Origin of the sequence: Brevibacillus sp. WF146 (genome assembly GCF_001673705.2) — a bacterium.
GTDB lineage: Bacteria > Bacillota > Bacilli > Brevibacillales > Brevibacillaceae > Brevibacillus > Brevibacillus thermoruber.
Genome location: NZ_CP109943.1, coordinates 245,001 through 262,244, shown reverse-complemented (window position 1 = coordinate 262,244; position 17,244 = coordinate 245,001). Strand labels below are relative to the sequence as shown.

Here is a 17,244-nt window from a genome sequence, read left to right as displayed (position 1 = left end):
CATTTGCGTAACGTTACCAATCGATATCGGCATCATTCACAACAATAACTGCTTTTCCATTTTGGTTCGGCAGTGTTGAAGGCACGGTAAATGCGAAAAGTAGAGCAGCAGTGCAGATAATGGAAAAAAACTCTTTCACAGGGTATACCTCCCTTATACTTTTTATTCATTATGACAGATATTTTCAATTAATTCCATAACTTCAAACGATAAGTTTTTCTCGTTTTTTCGATGGTAGGCCAAGAGGAGACAAATGCACTCGGTTACTTTTTTGAAAGCCCCTAGCTGTCGATAATAAGAAATACTTTGAAGTATGCTATGCAGCCCTTCGTCAACCAGTCCAACTGCAAACTGACACAAGCCTTTTCGCTTATAATACCTGGCTGCCTGTTTAATCCTATTTGGGTGGCTGATGTAACCAGAAGGCACAAACTCTCCTTCTGACTCAATCAGTTCATGTATCAGATCGTTTCTACCGGTCTCCAGGTACACTTCCAAAAGATCACTTGCAATGGAAATACGGCTGTTGTGGTCAGCCTCATCAAGACACTTTTTATAGAGACTGATCGCTTCGTCGTGTTGTCCCTTTTTGGCGTGAAGAAGCGCTCGCAGGTGTTTTTTACGAAAGTCCGCATATTCGCTGTTTTCATACTGTTTTAAGTAAAACTCGGCGAGAACCAAATCACCCAGTCGCAAGTATGAATTCACAATCGCAATTAGCGCAGAGGCTTTCTGTTTGTTGTCCGTTTGGTCTTCTAGTATTCCTTTTCTACACAACTCTATACATTCGTTATAATACCCCAAGATTGAAGCATGTCCACCAATTCGATAATAAAAAGTAATGCGCTCAATCGGTTGTAAGGAATCCAAGTAGTGCAACAGTTCCTTTCCTCTGCGGTACGTTTCTTCAAAGTTGCAAAAATCATCACGTTCTAGTAAGTACCGCTCATAAAGCCCCTTCGCCAAGTAATAGGGAATTCCATGCTTTCTGGTATATTCAATGAGCACATCGTACAATACCAGTTTAATGCCCTGATCGTCCGTACCATTTGCCGTTTGGAAAAGGTGGTCCAGAGCAAGAAATGTATCCATTCTGGGCGTGTCCAGCAATTTTTGGGCCGCTTTTTCGATAACGGTTTTGTTTTTGTGGGCTATGGCTTCTTGGAGCAGGAACTTTAATGTTTCCGCCCGTTCTGTTACATCCAGATACGTACTGATTACCAATCCGTAGGGAATATTCAATGTGCTTCCGATCTTTTTCCAGGTGGCAAATCCAGGCCGTTTCGTTTCCCCGGATTCAATCCGAGACAGGACGCTTTTGCTGACGCCTGACCGCTCCGCCAGTTCGCTTAATGTGATATTTTCCTGATGCCTGTACCTGAGAAGCACATCTGCAAAGTCTCCAAACCCCATGGCAGAAGCCCCCTACCTAAAACTTTAGGAATTTTCACTTTTCCTTATGATTAGAATACCACAAAATTTTTTTGATGGTAATCGTTTCCTTGGATATACCCATGATTTTTGTGAGCTTATTCCCATAACTAGCAAGAAAAGTTCTTCGCTTTCCATATCGTTTATCATCATAATTTTACTAATGTTTCACACAAAAGAAAATGAAAAGGGAGCCGTAGCGAATGGAAAACAAGCCGATTCCGCTTCCATGCGGTCTGCATCCATGACGTCCCTGCCGGGTATAAAAAAAGAAGCCTACCTGGAGGCTTCTTTGGGCGCGATCACGATGCAGCGATTGGGTTCGTCCCCTTCGCTGTAGGTGACCACATCCGCACGTTTTTGCAAAAACGAGTGAATCACTTTCCGTTCCGCGGCCGACATCGGTTCCAGCCGGACGGAGCGCCTGGTGGCGACAGCCTTTTTGGCCACCCGCTCGGCCAGCTGCTCCAGCGTTTCCTTGCGGCGCGTGCGGTAGTTTTCAGCATCGAGAATGATGCGGACGTGTTTGTCCGCGTGGCGGTTTGCTACGACATTTACGAGATACTGTAGTGAGTCTAAGGTCTGTCCCCTGCGGCCGATAATGATCCCCAGGTTGGTCCCCTGTATGTCAAACAGGATGCCGTCTTCCACGGGGCGCGTTTCCACTCGGGCGTCCACGTTCATGTTGGCCAGCACATCCAGCAGAAACGCGAGGCCCTGATCCACCGGATCGACATTGACCTCCACTTCCACCTTGGCGTCCCGCGAACCAATCAGCCCGAACAACCCCCTGCTCGGCTCCTCCAGGACGCGCACGCTCACCTTGTCACGTGTGACGCCCAGTTCTTCCAAGGCCTTTCGCACAGCATCGTCAATGGTCTTTGCCGCAGCTACCACCTTTTTCACTTGGAGGTTCCCTCCTTAGGACGCGGCGCTTTGTTTGTGTCGCGATACAGGAAATACGTCTGCACGATCGTAAACAGGTTGCCGTACACCCAATACAGGGACAGCGCCGACGGCAGCGTTACGGCGATCGCCAGAATCATCAGCGGCATCATGATCGTCATCAACTGCATCTGCGGATTGTTCTGCACCGCCGATCCCATCATCTTGGACTGCAGGTACGTGGTAATCGCCGCCACGATCGGCAGGATGTAGTACGGGTCCTTTTCCCCCAGCGACATCCACAGGAAGGTGTGGTTCTTGATTTCTTCCGTACGGATAATCGCGTGGTAAAACGCGATCAGAATCGGCATCTGCACCAGCAGCGGCAGGCAGCCGGCCAGCGGATTCACGTTGTTCTTCTGGAACAGCACAAGCGTTTCCTGCTGGGCCTTTTGCGGATCGTTTTTATACTTCTCGCGGATTTTTTGCAGTTCCGGCTGAAGCTCCTGCATTTTCTTGGAACTCTTGATCTGCTTGACCATCAGCGGCAGCACGAGCAGGCGGATGATGATGGTGGCCACCAAAATCCCCAAACCGTAACTGCCCCCCAGTACCACCGCGCTCTCTTTGATGAGCCAGGACAGCGGCCAGACGAAATACTTGTCCCATATGCCGGTGGCGTCCGGACCGATCGGCGCAGCGGCCTGAGGGTTGCAGCCCGACAGGATCAGTACCAGCAGGGCCAGCATGGATATGCTGAGGATGCGTCTTCTCAAAGGATGGTCCTCCTTTTCCCTGATTCGGTTGTTCACGATTGATTACGAATTGCGTTGATCCGGCACAGGATCGAATCCGCCCGGATGAAACGGGTGGCACTTCAACAGGCGGCGCAGGGCCAACCAGCCCCCCTTCCACGCCCCGAACCGGCGAATGGCCTCGATCGCGTAGTGCGAACAGGTGGGCGCAAACCGGCATGTAGGCGGTTTCAACGGGGACAGAAACAGTTGGTATCCGCGTATCAGCCATACCATTATGCGCGCCATCACTGTTTCACCCTCTTTTTTGGTTATGTACGGGTGTCTGTTTGATCACCTTGGCTCGTTTCATCACGTGCAGGAGCGATTGTTCAATCGCGTCCAGCGTCATCGCTTCCACACCGGGTCGGGCGATGATGACCAGATCCACGTCCGGCGGGATGACGCCTTCCAATCGGCCCACCGCCTCGCGGATCAACCGCTTGACCCGGTTCCGGATCACGGCGTTGCCGATTTTTTTGCTGACGGAAATCCCGGCGCGAAACGCGGCTTGTCCCTCCTGTTTGGCGCAATACAGGACAAACTGCTTGTTTGCCGCCGAGCTCCCCTTTTGAAACACTGCTTGGAAGTGCTCGTTTTTTCTGAGCCGATGCGAACGATGCAAGGTAAACAACCCCTAACATCATAATTATAGTAGAAAACGTATGCAGCATCTACCAGTATATCCTGGTTTCGTCCACTTTTTTCCCCCGTCCGACCGATCCTCCCGCACGCGCGCGGATGATTCCGGTCCGGCACCCGCGCAGATACACCGTCCGGCGAGGCTAAGAAAAAAGCCGGTCCCATCCCTCTCGCGTTCCAATGTCCTTCCTCCTCCTTGCCGTCCCCCGCATTCGTAAAACGAGACCTTCTTCTATATAGAAACGAACGCATTCGCAAAAGGTTTCGAATCTGCGGCAAGAACGCCCGCCCGGTTGTCCCTACGCACTCTTCCCTCTCGGCCGCACTAGCGGTGAGCCGGGCGAGCGCGTTCTCTCCGGGCAGTCCCTCTCAAGGAGCGGCGCCAATCGGCGCCTGCTGCGGACACAAGTCCTGCGGTCAGGTGATGTCCCGACTGATATCCATCACATACAGCAAAAAAGGCCACTGTAGCTGTGGCCTATGCGGAAAGCACTTTTCTACCTTTACGACGACGGGCTGCCAAGACCTTACGGCCGTTTTTCGTGCTCATGCGCTTGCGGAACCCGTGGTCCTTTTTGCGTTTGCGATTATTTGGATTAAACGTTGGTTTCATTCCCTATACACCTCCGTCCTCAAAAGGCATTCTTTCGCATTATAAGGAGATTTGCCTAAAAAGTCAAGCGGACCCGGCAGCGCCATCCAAGGAAAAATATCCCCACAAAACTATTTCCCGTCTTGTGGATATCATTTTATCCACACTCGCACATTTCGACAAGGTTATCTACAGCTTGTACACAAAATATAGGGGTGTGAATATGTGCCCAACACCAGTGGTTGTGTTTGTGGATAAGTGCGAAAAAACCATTGATACCATGCCTTTTATCTGTTATTATGTTTTTGTTTTGGAACGTGCATAACTCCATTGGGATAATCAGATTTTCCACAGTGTGTGGATAAGTTTGTGGACAGCTTTCCTCAGTTGTGAATGATTGTATTCACAATGATGCGGATAACCGTCTACTTTTTTTCGCTTCTCTGAGCGAAATCCCTTTTTTTCGACTTTTTTTATCCACAGTCGACACGCTGTAAGCGTGTTGAAAATTCGTCCTGTTGGTCATCCGCCATTCCGATCATTTTCATTCATTCCATAATCGTTTGCCCGAAAGGAGGGATTCTGGTTGGATGCAGCGATTAGCGAGCTCTGGCGAAAGGTGCTGGCCAAGATAGAAAAATCGCTCAGCAAACCAAGTTTTGATACCTGGCTCAAGGCGACCAAAGCAACCACACTGGAGGAGGACGCGCTGATCGTCATGGCGCCCAACGACTTCGCCAGGGACTGGCTGGAAACCCGCTACTCTCAATTGATCACCGATACACTCTATGAGGTGACCGGCGTAAATATGAAAGTAAAGTTCGTCGTCCAGCAAAATACGGACGGCGCCTTTGCCGAAGAGCAGCCGGCGCCCCGTGTGAAAGTGTCCACTCCTCCAGCCAACGCCGATGACCAGCCCCCCAGCATCCTGAATCCCAAGTACACGTTTGACACGTTCGTCATCGGTTCCGGAAACCGGTTTGCCCACGCTGCATCGCTCGCCGTGGCGGAAGCACCGGCCAAGGCGTACAACCCGCTGTTCATCTACGGAGGAGTCGGACTGGGGAAGACTCACTTGATGCACGCCATCGGCCATTACGTGATTCAGCACAATCCCTCGGCCAAAGTGGTGTATCTGTCGTCGGAAAAGTTCACCAATGAATTCATCAACTCGATCCGAGACAACAAGACCGTCGATTTTCGCAACAAATACCGCAGCGTAGACGTGCTGTTGATCGACGACATCCAGTTTTTGGCAGGCAAGGAGCAGACGCAGGAAGAGTTCTTCCATACGTTTAACGCGCTGCACGAGGAAAGCAAGCAGATTGTCATCTCCTCCGACCGGCCGCCGAAAGAGATCCCCACGCTGGAGGATCGCCTCCGCTCCCGCTTCGAATGGGGACTGATCACGGACATCCAGCCGCCTGATCTGGAGACGCGGATTGCCATCCTGCGCAAAAAGGCCAAAGCGGAAAACCTGGACATCCCCAACGAAGTCATGATCTACATCGCCAACCAGATCGACAGCAACATCCGCGAGCTGGAAGGCGCACTGATTCGTGTCGTGGCGTACTCGTCCCTGATCAACCGCGACATCGACACCCACCTGGCGGCGGAAGCGCTGAAAGACATCATTCCGTCTTCCCGTCCGCGGGTGATCACGATCATGGACATCCAGCGCGCGGTCGGCGAGGCGTTCAACCTCAAGCTGGAAGACTTCAAGGCGAAAAAGAGGACCAAATCGGTAGCGTTTCCACGGCAGATCGCGATGTATCTGTCCCGTGAGCTGACGGACGCGTCGCTGCCCAAAATCGGCGACGAGTTTGGCGGCCGCGACCATACAACGGTCATTCACGCGCACGAAAAGATCTCCCGGGCGCTCGCGACCGATCCGCAGCTCCAGGCGACGATCCAATCGTTGATCGAAAAGCTGAAAGCCAACCACTAACCTGTGAATTGTGAATAACGCCAAAAGCCTATACACAACTTACCCACATGTGTATAGGCTATCTTTTACGTCAGAAATGGGGATATCCACAAACCCACAGGGCCTAGTACTACTTCTGTTAAAAAACATAGATCCTAATAGGATATGAAAGAGAAGCGGGCATTATGCACAGCGGCCCAAAACGAGATGGCAGGAAAAAGGGAGGTTTACGGTGATGCACATTACCGTTCAACGCGAAAAACTGGTTAACGCCGTTTCGCACGTCAGCAAGGCGGTATCCAGCCGAACGACAATTCCGATCCTGACCGGGATCAAGATGAAAGCGGATGAAGAGGGACTGACGCTGACCGCCAGTGATTCCGACGTCTCCATCGAAGTGCTCATACCCACGGAGGAAGGAGACGAATGGGGGGTAACCGTTCACCAGCCGGGAAGCATCGTGCTGACCGCGCGCATTTTCAGCGAAATCGTACGAAAACTGCCGAGCAACGAAATTCAGATCCAGGTGGATGACCGCCTGGTGACGCAAATCCGGTCCGGCCAAGCGGAATTCACGATCAACGGGATGGACGCGAACGAATTTCCGCAGCTGCCGCAGTTGGAAGAGGACAAGGTGTTCAGCGTGCCGGGCGATTTGCTGAAAGCGATGATTCGCCAGACCGTGTTTGCCGTGTCCACGTCCGAAATGCGGCCGATTCTCACCGGGTTGATGTGGTCGCTGGACCGCGGCCAACTGAAATTCGTCGCGACCGACAGCCACCGCCTGGCCAGCCGCACGGCGATGGTGGAGTGCCCGGAAGAGCTTTCCTTCCACAATGTGGTCGTACCGGGTAAAAGCTGCAACGAATTGGTCAAAATATTGGATGAAGACCAACATCCGGTCGACATCGTCGTGGCCGACAATCAGATCCTGGTGAAGTCGAAGCACATTTTGTTCTACTCCCGTCTGCTGGAAGGGACGTATCCGGACACGACCCGGATCATCCCGCAGGGCAGCAAGACGGAAATCACGGTCGGCACAAAGGAATTCCTGCAGTCGATCGAGCGCGCTTCCCTGTTGAGCCGCGAGGGCAAATCCAACGTGGTGCGCCTTGTGACACTGCCGGACGGCAGCGTGGAGATCACCTCCAACGCGCCGGAGATCGGGAAGGTGACGGAGATCGTCGTGCCCAAGTCGCTCAACGGCGAGGAGCTGAAAATCTCCTTTAACGCCAAGTACATGATTGACGCGCTTCGCTCCATCGACAGCAGCGAAATCAAAGCCAGCTTTACCGGCCCGATGAGCCCGTTTGTCATCCGTCCGACCGACCATGACTGGATGCTTCACCTGATCCTGCCGGTCCGGACCTATTAGCAATTGGAAAAGGAAAGGAGCCCATCCATGCGAGAGGTGTCCATTCAAACCGAGTACATCGCCCTGGGCCAGTTCCTCAAGCTGGCCGACATTATTGACACCGGCGGGATGGCCAAAGCGTTTCTCGCCGAAGTGCCGATCCTGGTCAACGGCGAAGAGGAAAACCGGCGCGGCCGCAAGCTGTATCCCGGCGATGAGGTGACGGTCGAAGGGCACGGCCGGTTCAAAGTGGTACGCCGCTGAGAGGAGAGCGTGATTCTTGTTTCTCAAGAACCTGTCGCTAACCCATTTTCGCAATTACGACGCGCTGTCCCTCACGTTTGACGGCCCTATTCAGCTGTTTATCGGCAACAACGCGCAAGGCAAGACCAACGTGTTGGAGTCCATCTACGTTCTCGCTCTGGCCAAATCCCACCGGACGCCCCGGGACAAGGAGCTGATCGCCTGGGATGCCGATTTTGCCGCCATCCGCAGCGACGTCGAGCGCCGCTACGGATCGGTCCGTCTGGAGCTGCAGTTGACCGCCAAGGGAAAACGGGCCAAAATCAACGGGATGGAACAGCAAAAATTAAGCGAATACGTCGGAGCACTCAACGTGGTCATGTTCGCCCCCGAAGATCTGGGAGTGGTCAAGGGGGCGCCTGCCCAACGGCGCCGGTTTATCGACATGGAAATCGGCCAGGTGTCTCCGACGTATCTGTACTATTTGAGCAATTACAACAAGGTGCTGGCCCAGCGCAATCAACTGCTGAAAGACATGGCGATGAAGAAAAGTAACTCGCTGGAAATGCTGGCAATTTGGAATACCCAATTGGCTGATTTAGCGGTAAAATTGTTACGGAAGCGTTTTGAGTTCATTCGGAAGCTGGAAACGTGGGCCCGAGCGATCCACGCCGGCATTACCGACGGCAAGGAAACGCTCTCTTTGCATTATGAGAACAGTTCGCCGGTGACGGAAGAGATGGCCGCGGAGCAGGCGGTAGAGGCGATGCTGGCCGCCTACGAAGAGGTGTTTGACCGGGAAATGGCGCGGGGCAGCACGCTGATCGGCCCGCACCGGGACGATTTCAGTCTGAAAGTGAACGGCATGGACGTACAGACGTACGGTTCCCAGGGACAGCAGCGGACCAGCGCGCTGTCGATCAAACTGGCCGAAATCGAGCTGATCAAGGAAGAAGTGGGTGAGTACCCCGTTCTTCTGTTGGATGACGTGCTGTCCGAATTGGATGAACATCGGCAGACGCTGCTGTTGGAAACCATACAGGATCGCGTTCAGACGTTTGTAAGCACCACGGGTGTGGAAGGCTTAAAACATCAGGTTCTCCAGCAAGCCTCGCGTTTTTACGTGCGGGAAGGGAAAATCTCCGGGGAAAGGTAGGGAGAACAGGTTATGTTTATACACATTGGTGGCGATACTGTGGTGAGCACCAAGGACGTGATTTCGATTCTCGACCATCAGTCTGTCAAATCGTCAAAAGTGAACCAGGCGTTTTTGCAAGCAAAGCGGAGCATGGTGGTGGACCAGGGTGTGGAGGAGACGAAATCGTACGTCATCACCAAGGATGCCGTATACTGTTCGCCCATATCTTCCCTGACGCTGAAGCGACGCGCTCAGTTCGTGGACAGCTTGGATCAGGTTCCCGTACAAGCTGAAGTGGAGGAGTTGACAGAGTAGTGGACCAAGTAACGACGAAGGATACGAATTACGACGCCAGCCAGATCCAGGTGCTGGAGGGCTTGGAGGCGGTGCGCAAGCGTCCCGGGATGTACATCGGGTCGACCAGCAGCCGCGGTCTGCACCATCTGGTGTGGGAGATTGTCGACAATTCCATCGACGAAGCGCTCGCCGGATACTGCGACAATATTGAAGTGGTGATTCATCCGGACAATTCCGTCTCCGTGACGGACAACGGCCGGGGGATCCCCACGGGCATCCACGAAAAGACCGGGAAATCGACCGTCGAGACGGTCCTGACCGTCCTGCACGCCGGGGGGAAATTCGGCGGCGGCGGATACAAGGTGTCGGGCGGTCTGCACGGCGTGGGCAGCTCGGTGGTGAACGCGCTCTCCGAGTGGCTGGAAGTGGAAGTGAAACAGAACGGCAAGATCCACTTCATGCGCTTTAACGTCGGGGTTCCGGAGGCGGATCTGGCGGTTGTCGGAGAAACCACTGAAACCGGCACCAAGGTCACCTTCAAACCTGACCCGACTATTTTTACCGAAACGACCGTATTTGATTACGAGGTGCTGCAGAAGCGCATCCGCGAGCTGGCCTTCCTGAACAAAGGGCTGCGCATCACGTTGAAAGACGAGCGGCCCGGCCAGGAGCGGGAAGAGACGTTCCACTACGAGGGCGGGATCGTGCAGTTTGTCGAGTACCTGAACAAGAACCGCGAACCGCTGCACGAAGAAGTCATTTACTGTGAAGGGGAAAAAGACGGGCTGCACGTAGAGGTCGCAATTCAGTACAACGACAGCTACGTCAGCAACATCTACTCCTTTGCCAACAACATCAACACGCACGAGGGCGGGACGCACGAGTCCGGCTTCAAGACGGCGCTCACCCGCGTCATCAACGACTACAGCCGCAAGTTCAACTTCCTGAAGGAAAAGGACCCCAACCTGTCCGGCGATGACGTGCGCGAAGGGATTACGGCGATCATTTCCGTAAAGATCCCGGAGCCGCAGTTTGAAGGGCAGACCAAGACGAAGCTGGGCAATTCCGAGGCGCGCAGCGTGACCGAGTCCGTGTTCGGCGACCGCTTTGCCACCTTCATGGAGGAAAATCCGTCGGTGGCCAAGCGGATCGTGGAAAAAGCGCTGATGGCGGCACGGGCGCGGGAAGCGGCGCGCAAGGCACGCGAGCTGACCCGGCGGAAAAGCGCGCTGGAGGTAAGTGCGCTGCCGGGCAAATTGGCCGACTGTTCGTCCAAGGACGCCTCCGAGTCCGAACTGTTCATCGTGGAGGGGGACTCCGCGGGCGGTTCGGCCAAGGCGGGACGCGATCGCCACTTCCAGGCGATCCTGCCGCTGCGCGGCAAGGTGTTGAACGTGGAGAAATCCCGTCTCGACAAGATTCTCGCCAACAATGAGATCCGCGCGATCATCACGGCGCTCGGCACGGGTGTCGGCGAAGATTTTGACATCTCCAAGGCCCGCTACCACAAAATCGTGATCATGACGGACGCGGACGTCGACGGTTCGCACATCCGGACGCTGCTCTTGACGCTGTTCTACCGCTACATGCGGCCGCTGATCGAGGCGGGCTACGTCTACATCGCCCAGCCGCCGCTGTACAGCATCAAGCAGGGCAAGCAGATCTACTACGCGTACAACGACAAGCAGCGGGACGAGATTCTGGCCACGCTGAAGAGCACGCCCAAACCGAGCATTCAGCGCTACAAGGGGTTGGGCGAGATGAACGCCGACCAGCTCTGGGAGACGACGATGGACCCCGAGGTGCGCACCCTGCTGCAGGTCAGTCTGGAAGACGCGATGGAAGCGGACATGGTCTTCGAAACCCTGATGGGCGACGACGTGGAGCCGCGCCGCGAGTTTATCGAGCAGTATGCCGCCACGGTGCGGGATTTGGACATTTGAGGGGACGGTTCCCCCATGCCGGATGGGTGCGGATGGAACCGGTCGTTTTTCAAGGAAGCGCATGCGTTTTCGCAACAAACCGGAAAAAGCTTGTCCCGAATGGGGCAGGCTTTTTTTATGGGGCGGAGACGACAGCGATGACGCCGCACTTCGTTTGTTGACATTTTTAAACTTACAAAATCATAATGTATAGGAAATGATATGTCCGACACGCTGGAGGGGAAACCATGAACCAAACGGAGCCGCTTTGGACGAAAGATTTCGTGCTGCTGGCGCTCTCCAATTTTTTTCTCTTCGTCGGGTTTCAGATGCTGATCCCGACGCTTCCGCTGTTTGTGACCGAACGGGGCGGGGACCAGTTGGCCGTCGGTCTGGTCGTCAGCCTGTTTACGGTGTCCGCCCTGCTCGTTCGGCCGTTTGCCGGGAAAGCGCTGGATTCGGTCGGACGGCGGCCGGTCTTGATGGTGGGGCTTGCCCTGTTTCTGCTGTGCGTGGCCGGCTATTACTGGATGGCGACGATCGCTCTCGTGCTGGGGCTTAGGTTTGTGCACGGCATTGGCTGGGGAATTGCCACGACTACGTACGGCACGATCGCTTCCGATCTGATCCCGGCTGCGCGGCGCGGGGAAGGCATGGGGTATTTCGGGATGTTCAGCAGCCTGGCGATGGCTCTGGGACCGTTGGTGGGGCTGTGGCTGGCGCAATCGTTCGGATTTGGCTGGCTGTTCGCGATCTCGTCCGTTTTGACCGCATTGGCCATGCTCCTGTCCAGACCGGTGAAAATGGCCGCCCCGGCCGGCGCGGGGCGGCGGCAGCCCGCGGCAGAACGGAGCGGACTGGTGGAGCGAAAAGCGCTGTTTCCGTCGCTCCTGGTGCTGTTTCTGGGGGTGACGTACGGCGGCATTGTCAGTTTTATCACCTTGTTTGGCCAGGAAGCGGGGATCGGCAATGTCGGCCTGTTCTTCCTGTTCAACGCGCTGTCGCTGATGCTGATTCGACCGGTTGCCGGGAAACTGTTTGACCGAAAAGGGCATGCCTGGGTACTGCTGCCCGGCGGCGTCGTGCTGGCTGCCGGTCTTCTGACGCTGTCGTACAGCACGACGTCTTTTGGGCTGATTGCAGCCGCCATCCTGTTTGGAAGTGGGTTTGGCGCGGTTCAGCCGTCGCTGCAGGCCTGGACCATCCACCGCGTGCCGCCCGACCGGCGCGGGGCGGCGAACGGCACCTTTTTTTCCGCATTCGACCTGGGGATCGGAGCGGGGGCGATGCTCCTGGGCGCAGTGGCCAAAGCGACCGGTTTTGCCCTGATGTATCGCTGCTCCGTCGTCGTGATTCTGCTCTATCTGATCATCTACCTGGCGTACGTGACCAGGGAGCGGCGCCGGCGTTCTCGCCTGGAACCCGGTTCGTCCTGAGACGGTCCGGGTTTTTTTCTAGCACCGGTTTTATGAACAGGCGGCCGCCTGTTGGCGGTTTGCCGGTCTGACAGGACACAAAAGAAGCAGGGGGCGTGTCATGTTCATCAAATGGATTGCGTGTCAGGTGAGGGAGGGCCAAAAGCAGTCCTTTTCCCGGGGGCAGGAGCAGTGGAGAGCCGTCAGGGAAGTGGACGGCTTTCTCGGCCAGGTCGGTGGGTGGAATGTCAGCGACCCGGCTGAGGCGGTCATTCTCGCTTGTTGGCGGGACGAAGCCGCTTACCGTGCGTTTATGGCGAACCACCACGACCCGATTTTTGCCAAAACCAGGCAGCAGCAGACGTATGAGCGCATCCGCGTGGAGCTCTATGAACGCGTTCGCGACATGCCGGGAACGATGGAAAACGTGCTCGACGCGTTGGCGGTTGGGAAATGGCTGCGGCTGGAACAGCGGCCGGTTTTGCCGGAAGCGGACAGTCTGGCGGGTTGGACGGGGGCTGCCGCCGGTGTGGCGGGAAAAGCCGTGAAGGAGGGCGGGCGTTTTCTCGTCGCGACGGTGTGGGATGCCGCCCAACCGGACCAGGAGGGGACATCCGGGGCGATCATCGCCGCGTTGGAGGATGCCTGGCTGGTGCTGCCGTGAGACCGGGGACTGGTGCCGCGATGCGTTTGGGAGAGATTTTGGACGTGACCTCTTTCTCTATGGTATAATAACGTATTGCGAAAACCAGTTGGAGGTTTACCCTTTATGGCAGAAGAAACAGCTCGGTTTCCCAAAGTCGATATTAGCCAGGAAATGAAAGAGTCGTTCATCAGCTATGCGATGAGCGTAATTGTCAGCCGGGCGTTGCCAGACGTCCGCGACGGGCTGAAGCCGGTTCACCGGCGTATTTTGTATGCCATGCACGACATGGGATTGACGCCGGACAAAGCGTTCCGGAAGTCGGCCAACGTCGTCGGTGAAGTAATGGCCAACTACCATCCGCACGGGGATTCTGCCATCTACGAAACGATGGTTCGGATGGCTCAGGACTTCAACATGCGCTACATGCTGGTCGAGGGGCAGGGCAACTTCGGTTCCGTGGACGGAGACCCGGCAGCGGCGATGCGGTACACCGAATCCCGCCTGTCCAAAATTGCTCTCGAACTGCTGCGCGATATCGATAAAGAGACAGTCAACTTTACACCCAACTACGACGGCCGGAAAGAGGAGCCGGTCGTGCTGCCGTCCCGTTTCCCCAACCTGCTGGTAAACGGTTCGGCGGGGATTGCCGTGGGCATGGCGACCAACATTCCGCCTCACAACCTGAGCGAAGTGATTGACGGCGTCGTGGCCATGATCGACAATCCGAACATAACGGTTCAGGAACTGATGAAGATCATCAAGGGGCCCGATTTTCCGACCGCCGGGGAAATCCTCGGCTACAGCGGCATTCGCCGGGCGTACGAAACGGGCCGCGGATCGATCATCATGCGGGCCAAAACGACGATCGAGGAAGACAAAGGGAAACCGCGCATCATCGTGACGGAAATTCCTTTCCAGGTCAACAAGGCCAAACTGATCGAAAAGATCGCCGAGCTGGTACGGGAAAAGAAAATCGACGGAATCACCGACCTGCGCGACGAGTCGGACCGCAAAGGGATGCGGATCGTCATCGAACTGCGCCGGGACGTGGTACCCAAAGTCGTATTGAACAACCTGTTCAAGCATACCCAGATGCAGAGCACCTTCGGGGTCAACATGCTCGCGCTGGTGGACAACCGTCCGCGCGTGCTGAATCTGCGGGACATGCTGTACTACTACCTCCAGCATCAGCGGGAGATCGTCCGCAGACGGACCGAGTACGAGTTGAAGCAGGCGGAAGCCCGCGCCCACATCTTGGAAGGGCTGCGGATCGCGCTGGATCACATCGACGAGATCATCAGCCTGATCCGTGGATCGCAGACGGCGGAAGAGGCCCGCGATGGACTGATGTCCCGTTACGGATTGAGCTACGAGCAGGCCCAGGCGATTCTCGACATGCGCCTGCAGCGCCTGACCGGTTTGGAACGGGAAAAGATCGAGAACGAGTACCAGGAGCTGCTGGCGAAAATCGCCGAGCTGCGCTCCATTCTGGCCGATGAAGGCAAGATCTACGCGATCGTCCGCGAAGAGCTGCTGGAGATCAAGGAGAAGTTTGGCGACGAGCGCCGGACCGTCATCACGTTTGGCGAAGAGCACATCGAGGATGCCGATCTGATTCCGGAAGAAGACGTGGTCATCACGCTGACCCATGACGGCTACATCAAGCGCCTGCCCGTCTCCACCTACCGTGCGCAGAAGCGGGGCGGCCGCGGTGTACAGGGCATCGGCACCAAGGACGACGACTTTGTCGAACACCTGTACATCACCAATTCGCACGACCACATCTTGTTCTTTACCAACAAGGGCAAGGTGTACCGCCTGATGGGGTACGAGATTCCGGACCTGAGCCGCACGGCCAAGGGCACTCCGGTGATCAACCTGATCCAGATCGAAAAAGGAGAGCGGGTCAACGCGGTCATCCCCGTCAAGGAACTGGGCGGAGACGCCTACTTATTCTTCGCTACGAAAAAGGGAATTATCAAACGGACGGAGCTGTCCGCGTTTGAGCATATCCGAAAAGGCGGCCTGTTTGCCGTCAACCTGCGGGAAGACGACGAGCTGATCGGTGTTCGCCTCACCGACGGCCACCAGGAGATCATCATGGGGACCCGCAACGGCATGTCCGTCCGCTTCAAGGAAAGCGACGTGCGGACGATGGGCCGGAGCGCGACCGGTGTCAAGGGCATTACCCTGGACGATGACGATGACGTGATCGATATGGACGTCGTGAAGCCGGGAGCGGAGGTGCTGATCGTCACGGCGAACGGCTACGGCAAGCGCACTCCGATTGACGAGTACCGCCTGCAGTCCCGCGGCGGCAAAGGCATCAAGACGCACAACGTCACGGAAAGAAGCGGACACGTTGTCGGATTGAAAGTGGTCGAACCGGAAGAAGACCTGATGATCATTACCACGTCCGGCATCATTATTCGCACCGAGATCAAAGGCATCTCGGTAATGGGCCGCTACACCCAGGGCGTCAAGCTGATTCGCCTCGCCGAAAACGAGCAGGTCGTCTCCGTGGCCAAAGTGCCGCCGAGCGACGACGACGAAGAGTCGGACGGCAGTCAAGAGGGGCAGCAGCCGGAAGCGGACCAGTCCGCCGGCGAACCTGAGGAGCAAGAATAACAAGTATGTTGATCGGATAAAAGGGAAGGTTGTTCCGCTGCAGTGGAACGCCTTCCTTTTTGCTTTATTCTGCGGGAATCTGATCATATTTTCCTATGATTTGGATTTCCGTTGTCATGAAATTGGGAAAAGAGTACTATAACAGTAACAATACTGATGCGGAGGGTGGGGACATTGCCCATCATACATGTGAAGAATGCAACAGTTGGAGTGAAGCTGGCAGAGGATGTAAACACGATGTTGGGTGGGTTGCTCTTTCCCAAAGGGACGGTTTTGTACGAGAGAGAATGGGAGATTCTCGAAGCGTTCATGATTGAGCAGGTGCATGTGGAGGAAGCCCATGCGGCCGGCGGCGAATGGTCGGACGATCAGCCGAATGAACCGCAGCCGGTCAGCGCACAGACCAGCAGGGAGAAGCAATCGTTTCAACAGTCGTTCAGCAAGGCGGTCGCCACTCTGAAAAATCTGATGGTCGGGGTGGAAGGGGGGCAGAACATTCCCGTCATGGAAGTGCGGGAAGTGGTCGCGCCGCTGCTCAGGCAGGTGCAGGATCAGCCGGAAATCCTGCTTTCCCTGAACAGCATGTCCCGCATTGACAGCTACGCCTACGAACATTCCATCGCGGTCGGTCTGATTTCGTACATGATTGCCAAATGGCTGAAGATGCCGGAAAAGGAATGGATGCAAATCGCGCTGGCCGGAACGCTTTTGGACGTGGGAAAAACCAGGATTGACCGCCGGATTCTGCAAAAACCGGGTAAATTGACACCGGACGAGTTTGAAGAGATGAAAAAGCACACGGTGTACGGGTATCAGATTATCAAGGCGTCCACGGGCTTGAACGAAGGCGTGGCCTTGGCTGCCCTGCAGCATCACGAGCGGGAGGACGGTTCGGGGTATCCGCTGGGGTTGACGGGCAGCAAGCTGCATCCGTACAGCAAAATTGTGGCCGTAGCCGATGTCTATCATGCGATGTGTTCCGATCGCGTCTACCAAAAGGCGCTCTCTTCCTATCTGGTGGCGGAGCAGCTCCTGCAGGACAGCTTCGGCAAGCTGGATCCGCACATCGTGCATACGTTTGTAAACGGCATCACCCGTTTTGCTGTGGGAACGGTTGTGGAACTGAGCGATGGAACCATCGGCAAGGTGGTCTTTACCGACCGCAGCCAACCGACACGTCCCATGGTGGAAACGGGCGGGCGGATCATCAACTTGGCGGAATCGCGTCACTTGTCCATTGTCAAGGTGATAAAGTGTTAGACACTGAGGAACGGAGAGATCCGTTCCATTGTTTGTGTGGCGGTCGAGTCGGAAGAAACCAGCCGTCCGA

Annotated in this window: 17 protein-coding genes; 10 read left to right on the top strand and 7 right to left on the bottom strand. The window is 55.5% G+C overall.

What is annotated here, in order from left to right:
- Nucleotides 1-13 precede the first annotated feature (13 nt).
- The 7 genes from A6764_RS01505 to rpmH form a co-directional block, all read right to left on the bottom strand.
- Complete coding sequence (locus tag A6764_RS01505) at nucleotides 14-139, bottom strand: hypothetical protein (RefSeq protein WP_255309723.1); 126 nt, start codon at nucleotides 137-139, stop codon at nucleotides 14-16.
- Between the two features lie 23 nt (nucleotides 140-162).
- On the bottom strand, nucleotides 163-1,413 hold the full coding sequence (locus A6764_RS01500) for a helix-turn-helix domain-containing protein (protein WP_029100569.1): 1,251 nt from the start codon (nucleotides 1,411-1,413) through the stop codon (nucleotides 163-165).
- A 294-nt stretch (nucleotides 1,414-1,707) separates the two neighbouring features.
- Nucleotides 1,708-2,337, bottom strand: coding sequence for an RNA-binding cell elongation regulator Jag/EloR (gene jag, locus A6764_RS01495; RefSeq protein WP_065067552.1), 630 nt, complete (start codon nucleotides 2,335-2,337; stop codon nucleotides 1,708-1,710).
- The gene (yidC, locus tag A6764_RS01490) at nucleotides 2,334-3,092 is read right to left on the bottom strand and encodes a membrane protein insertase YidC (RefSeq protein ID WP_029100571.1); all 759 of its coding nucleotides are present in this window, start codon (nucleotides 3,090-3,092) and stop codon (nucleotides 2,334-2,336) included. Before yidC ends, jag begins: the two co-directional genes overlap by 4 nt.
- A gap of 42 nt (nucleotides 3,093-3,134) precedes the next feature.
- Complete coding sequence (yidD, locus tag A6764_RS01485) at nucleotides 3,135-3,359, bottom strand: membrane protein insertion efficiency factor YidD (protein ID WP_035290332.1); 225 nt, start codon at nucleotides 3,357-3,359, stop codon at nucleotides 3,135-3,137.
- Between the two features lie 7 nt (nucleotides 3,360-3,366).
- Nucleotides 3,367-3,735, bottom strand: a complete 369-nt coding sequence (rnpA, locus tag A6764_RS01480) for a ribonuclease P protein component (protein WP_065067553.1) — start codon at nucleotides 3,733-3,735, stop codon at nucleotides 3,367-3,369.
- A gap of 495 nt (nucleotides 3,736-4,230) precedes the next feature.
- Nucleotides 4,231-4,365: a 50S ribosomal protein L34 gene (rpmH, locus tag A6764_RS01475; RefSeq protein ID WP_081656608.1), complete on the bottom strand. Its 135-nt coding sequence runs from the start codon at nucleotides 4,363-4,365 to the stop codon at nucleotides 4,231-4,233.
- A gap of 565 nt (nucleotides 4,366-4,930) precedes the next feature.
- On the opposite strand from rpmH, the gene dnaA reads away from it, so the two are divergent.
- The 10 genes from dnaA (at nucleotide 4,931) to A6764_RS01425 (ending at nucleotide 17,174) form a co-directional block, all read left to right on the top strand.
- Nucleotides 4,931-6,292, top strand: coding sequence for a chromosomal replication initiator protein DnaA (gene dnaA / locus A6764_RS01470; RefSeq protein WP_065067554.1), 1,362 nt, complete (start codon nucleotides 4,931-4,933; stop codon nucleotides 6,290-6,292).
- A gap of 214 nt (nucleotides 6,293-6,506) precedes the next feature.
- Entirely contained in the window at nucleotides 6,507-7,646 is a 1,140-nt protein-coding gene (gene dnaN, locus A6764_RS01465) for a DNA polymerase III subunit beta (RefSeq protein WP_029100575.1), read from the top strand.
- 27 nt (nucleotides 7,647-7,673) lie between these two features.
- Complete coding sequence (yaaA, locus tag A6764_RS01460) at nucleotides 7,674-7,889, top strand: S4 domain-containing protein YaaA (protein WP_029100576.1); 216 nt, start codon at nucleotides 7,674-7,676, stop codon at nucleotides 7,887-7,889.
- A 16-nt stretch (nucleotides 7,890-7,905) separates the two neighbouring features.
- A complete protein-coding gene (gene recF / locus A6764_RS01455) occupies nucleotides 7,906-9,024 on the top strand; it encodes a DNA replication/repair protein RecF (protein ID WP_029100577.1) in 1,119 nt (372 codons plus the stop codon).
- Nucleotides 9,025-9,036: 12 nt separating this feature from the next.
- On the top strand, nucleotides 9,037-9,321 hold the full coding sequence (remB, locus tag A6764_RS01450; protein ID WP_029100578.1) for an extracellular matrix regulator RemB: 285 nt from the start codon (nucleotides 9,037-9,039) through the stop codon (nucleotides 9,319-9,321).
- Nucleotides 9,321-11,246 carry a DNA topoisomerase (ATP-hydrolyzing) subunit B gene (gyrB, locus tag A6764_RS01445; RefSeq protein ID WP_035296478.1) on the top strand — a complete coding sequence of 642 codons (1,926 nt, stop codon included), beginning with the start codon at nucleotides 9,321-9,323 and terminating at the stop codon, nucleotides 11,244-11,246. The genes remB and gyrB overlap by 1 nt, the downstream gene beginning before the upstream one ends.
- 227 nt (nucleotides 11,247-11,473) lie before the next feature.
- A complete protein-coding gene (locus A6764_RS01440) occupies nucleotides 11,474-12,661 on the top strand; it encodes an MFS transporter (protein ID WP_065067555.1) in 1,188 nt (395 codons plus the stop codon).
- A 100-nt stretch (nucleotides 12,662-12,761) separates the two neighbouring features.
- Nucleotides 12,762-13,304 carry a YdbC family protein gene (locus tag A6764_RS01435; protein ID WP_065067556.1) on the top strand — a complete coding sequence of 181 codons (543 nt, stop codon included), beginning with the start codon at nucleotides 12,762-12,764 and terminating at the stop codon, nucleotides 13,302-13,304.
- A 105-nt stretch (nucleotides 13,305-13,409) separates the two neighbouring features.
- Entirely contained in the window at nucleotides 13,410-15,914 is a 2,505-nt protein-coding gene (gene gyrA / locus A6764_RS01430) for a DNA gyrase subunit A (protein ID WP_035296484.1), read from the top strand.
- A gap of 174 nt (nucleotides 15,915-16,088) precedes the next feature.
- Nucleotides 16,089-17,174: an HD-GYP domain-containing protein gene (locus A6764_RS01425; protein ID WP_035296487.1), complete on the top strand. Its 1,086-nt coding sequence runs from the start codon at nucleotides 16,089-16,091 to the stop codon at nucleotides 17,172-17,174.
- The last annotated feature ends 70 nt before the right edge of the window (nucleotides 17,175-17,244 follow it).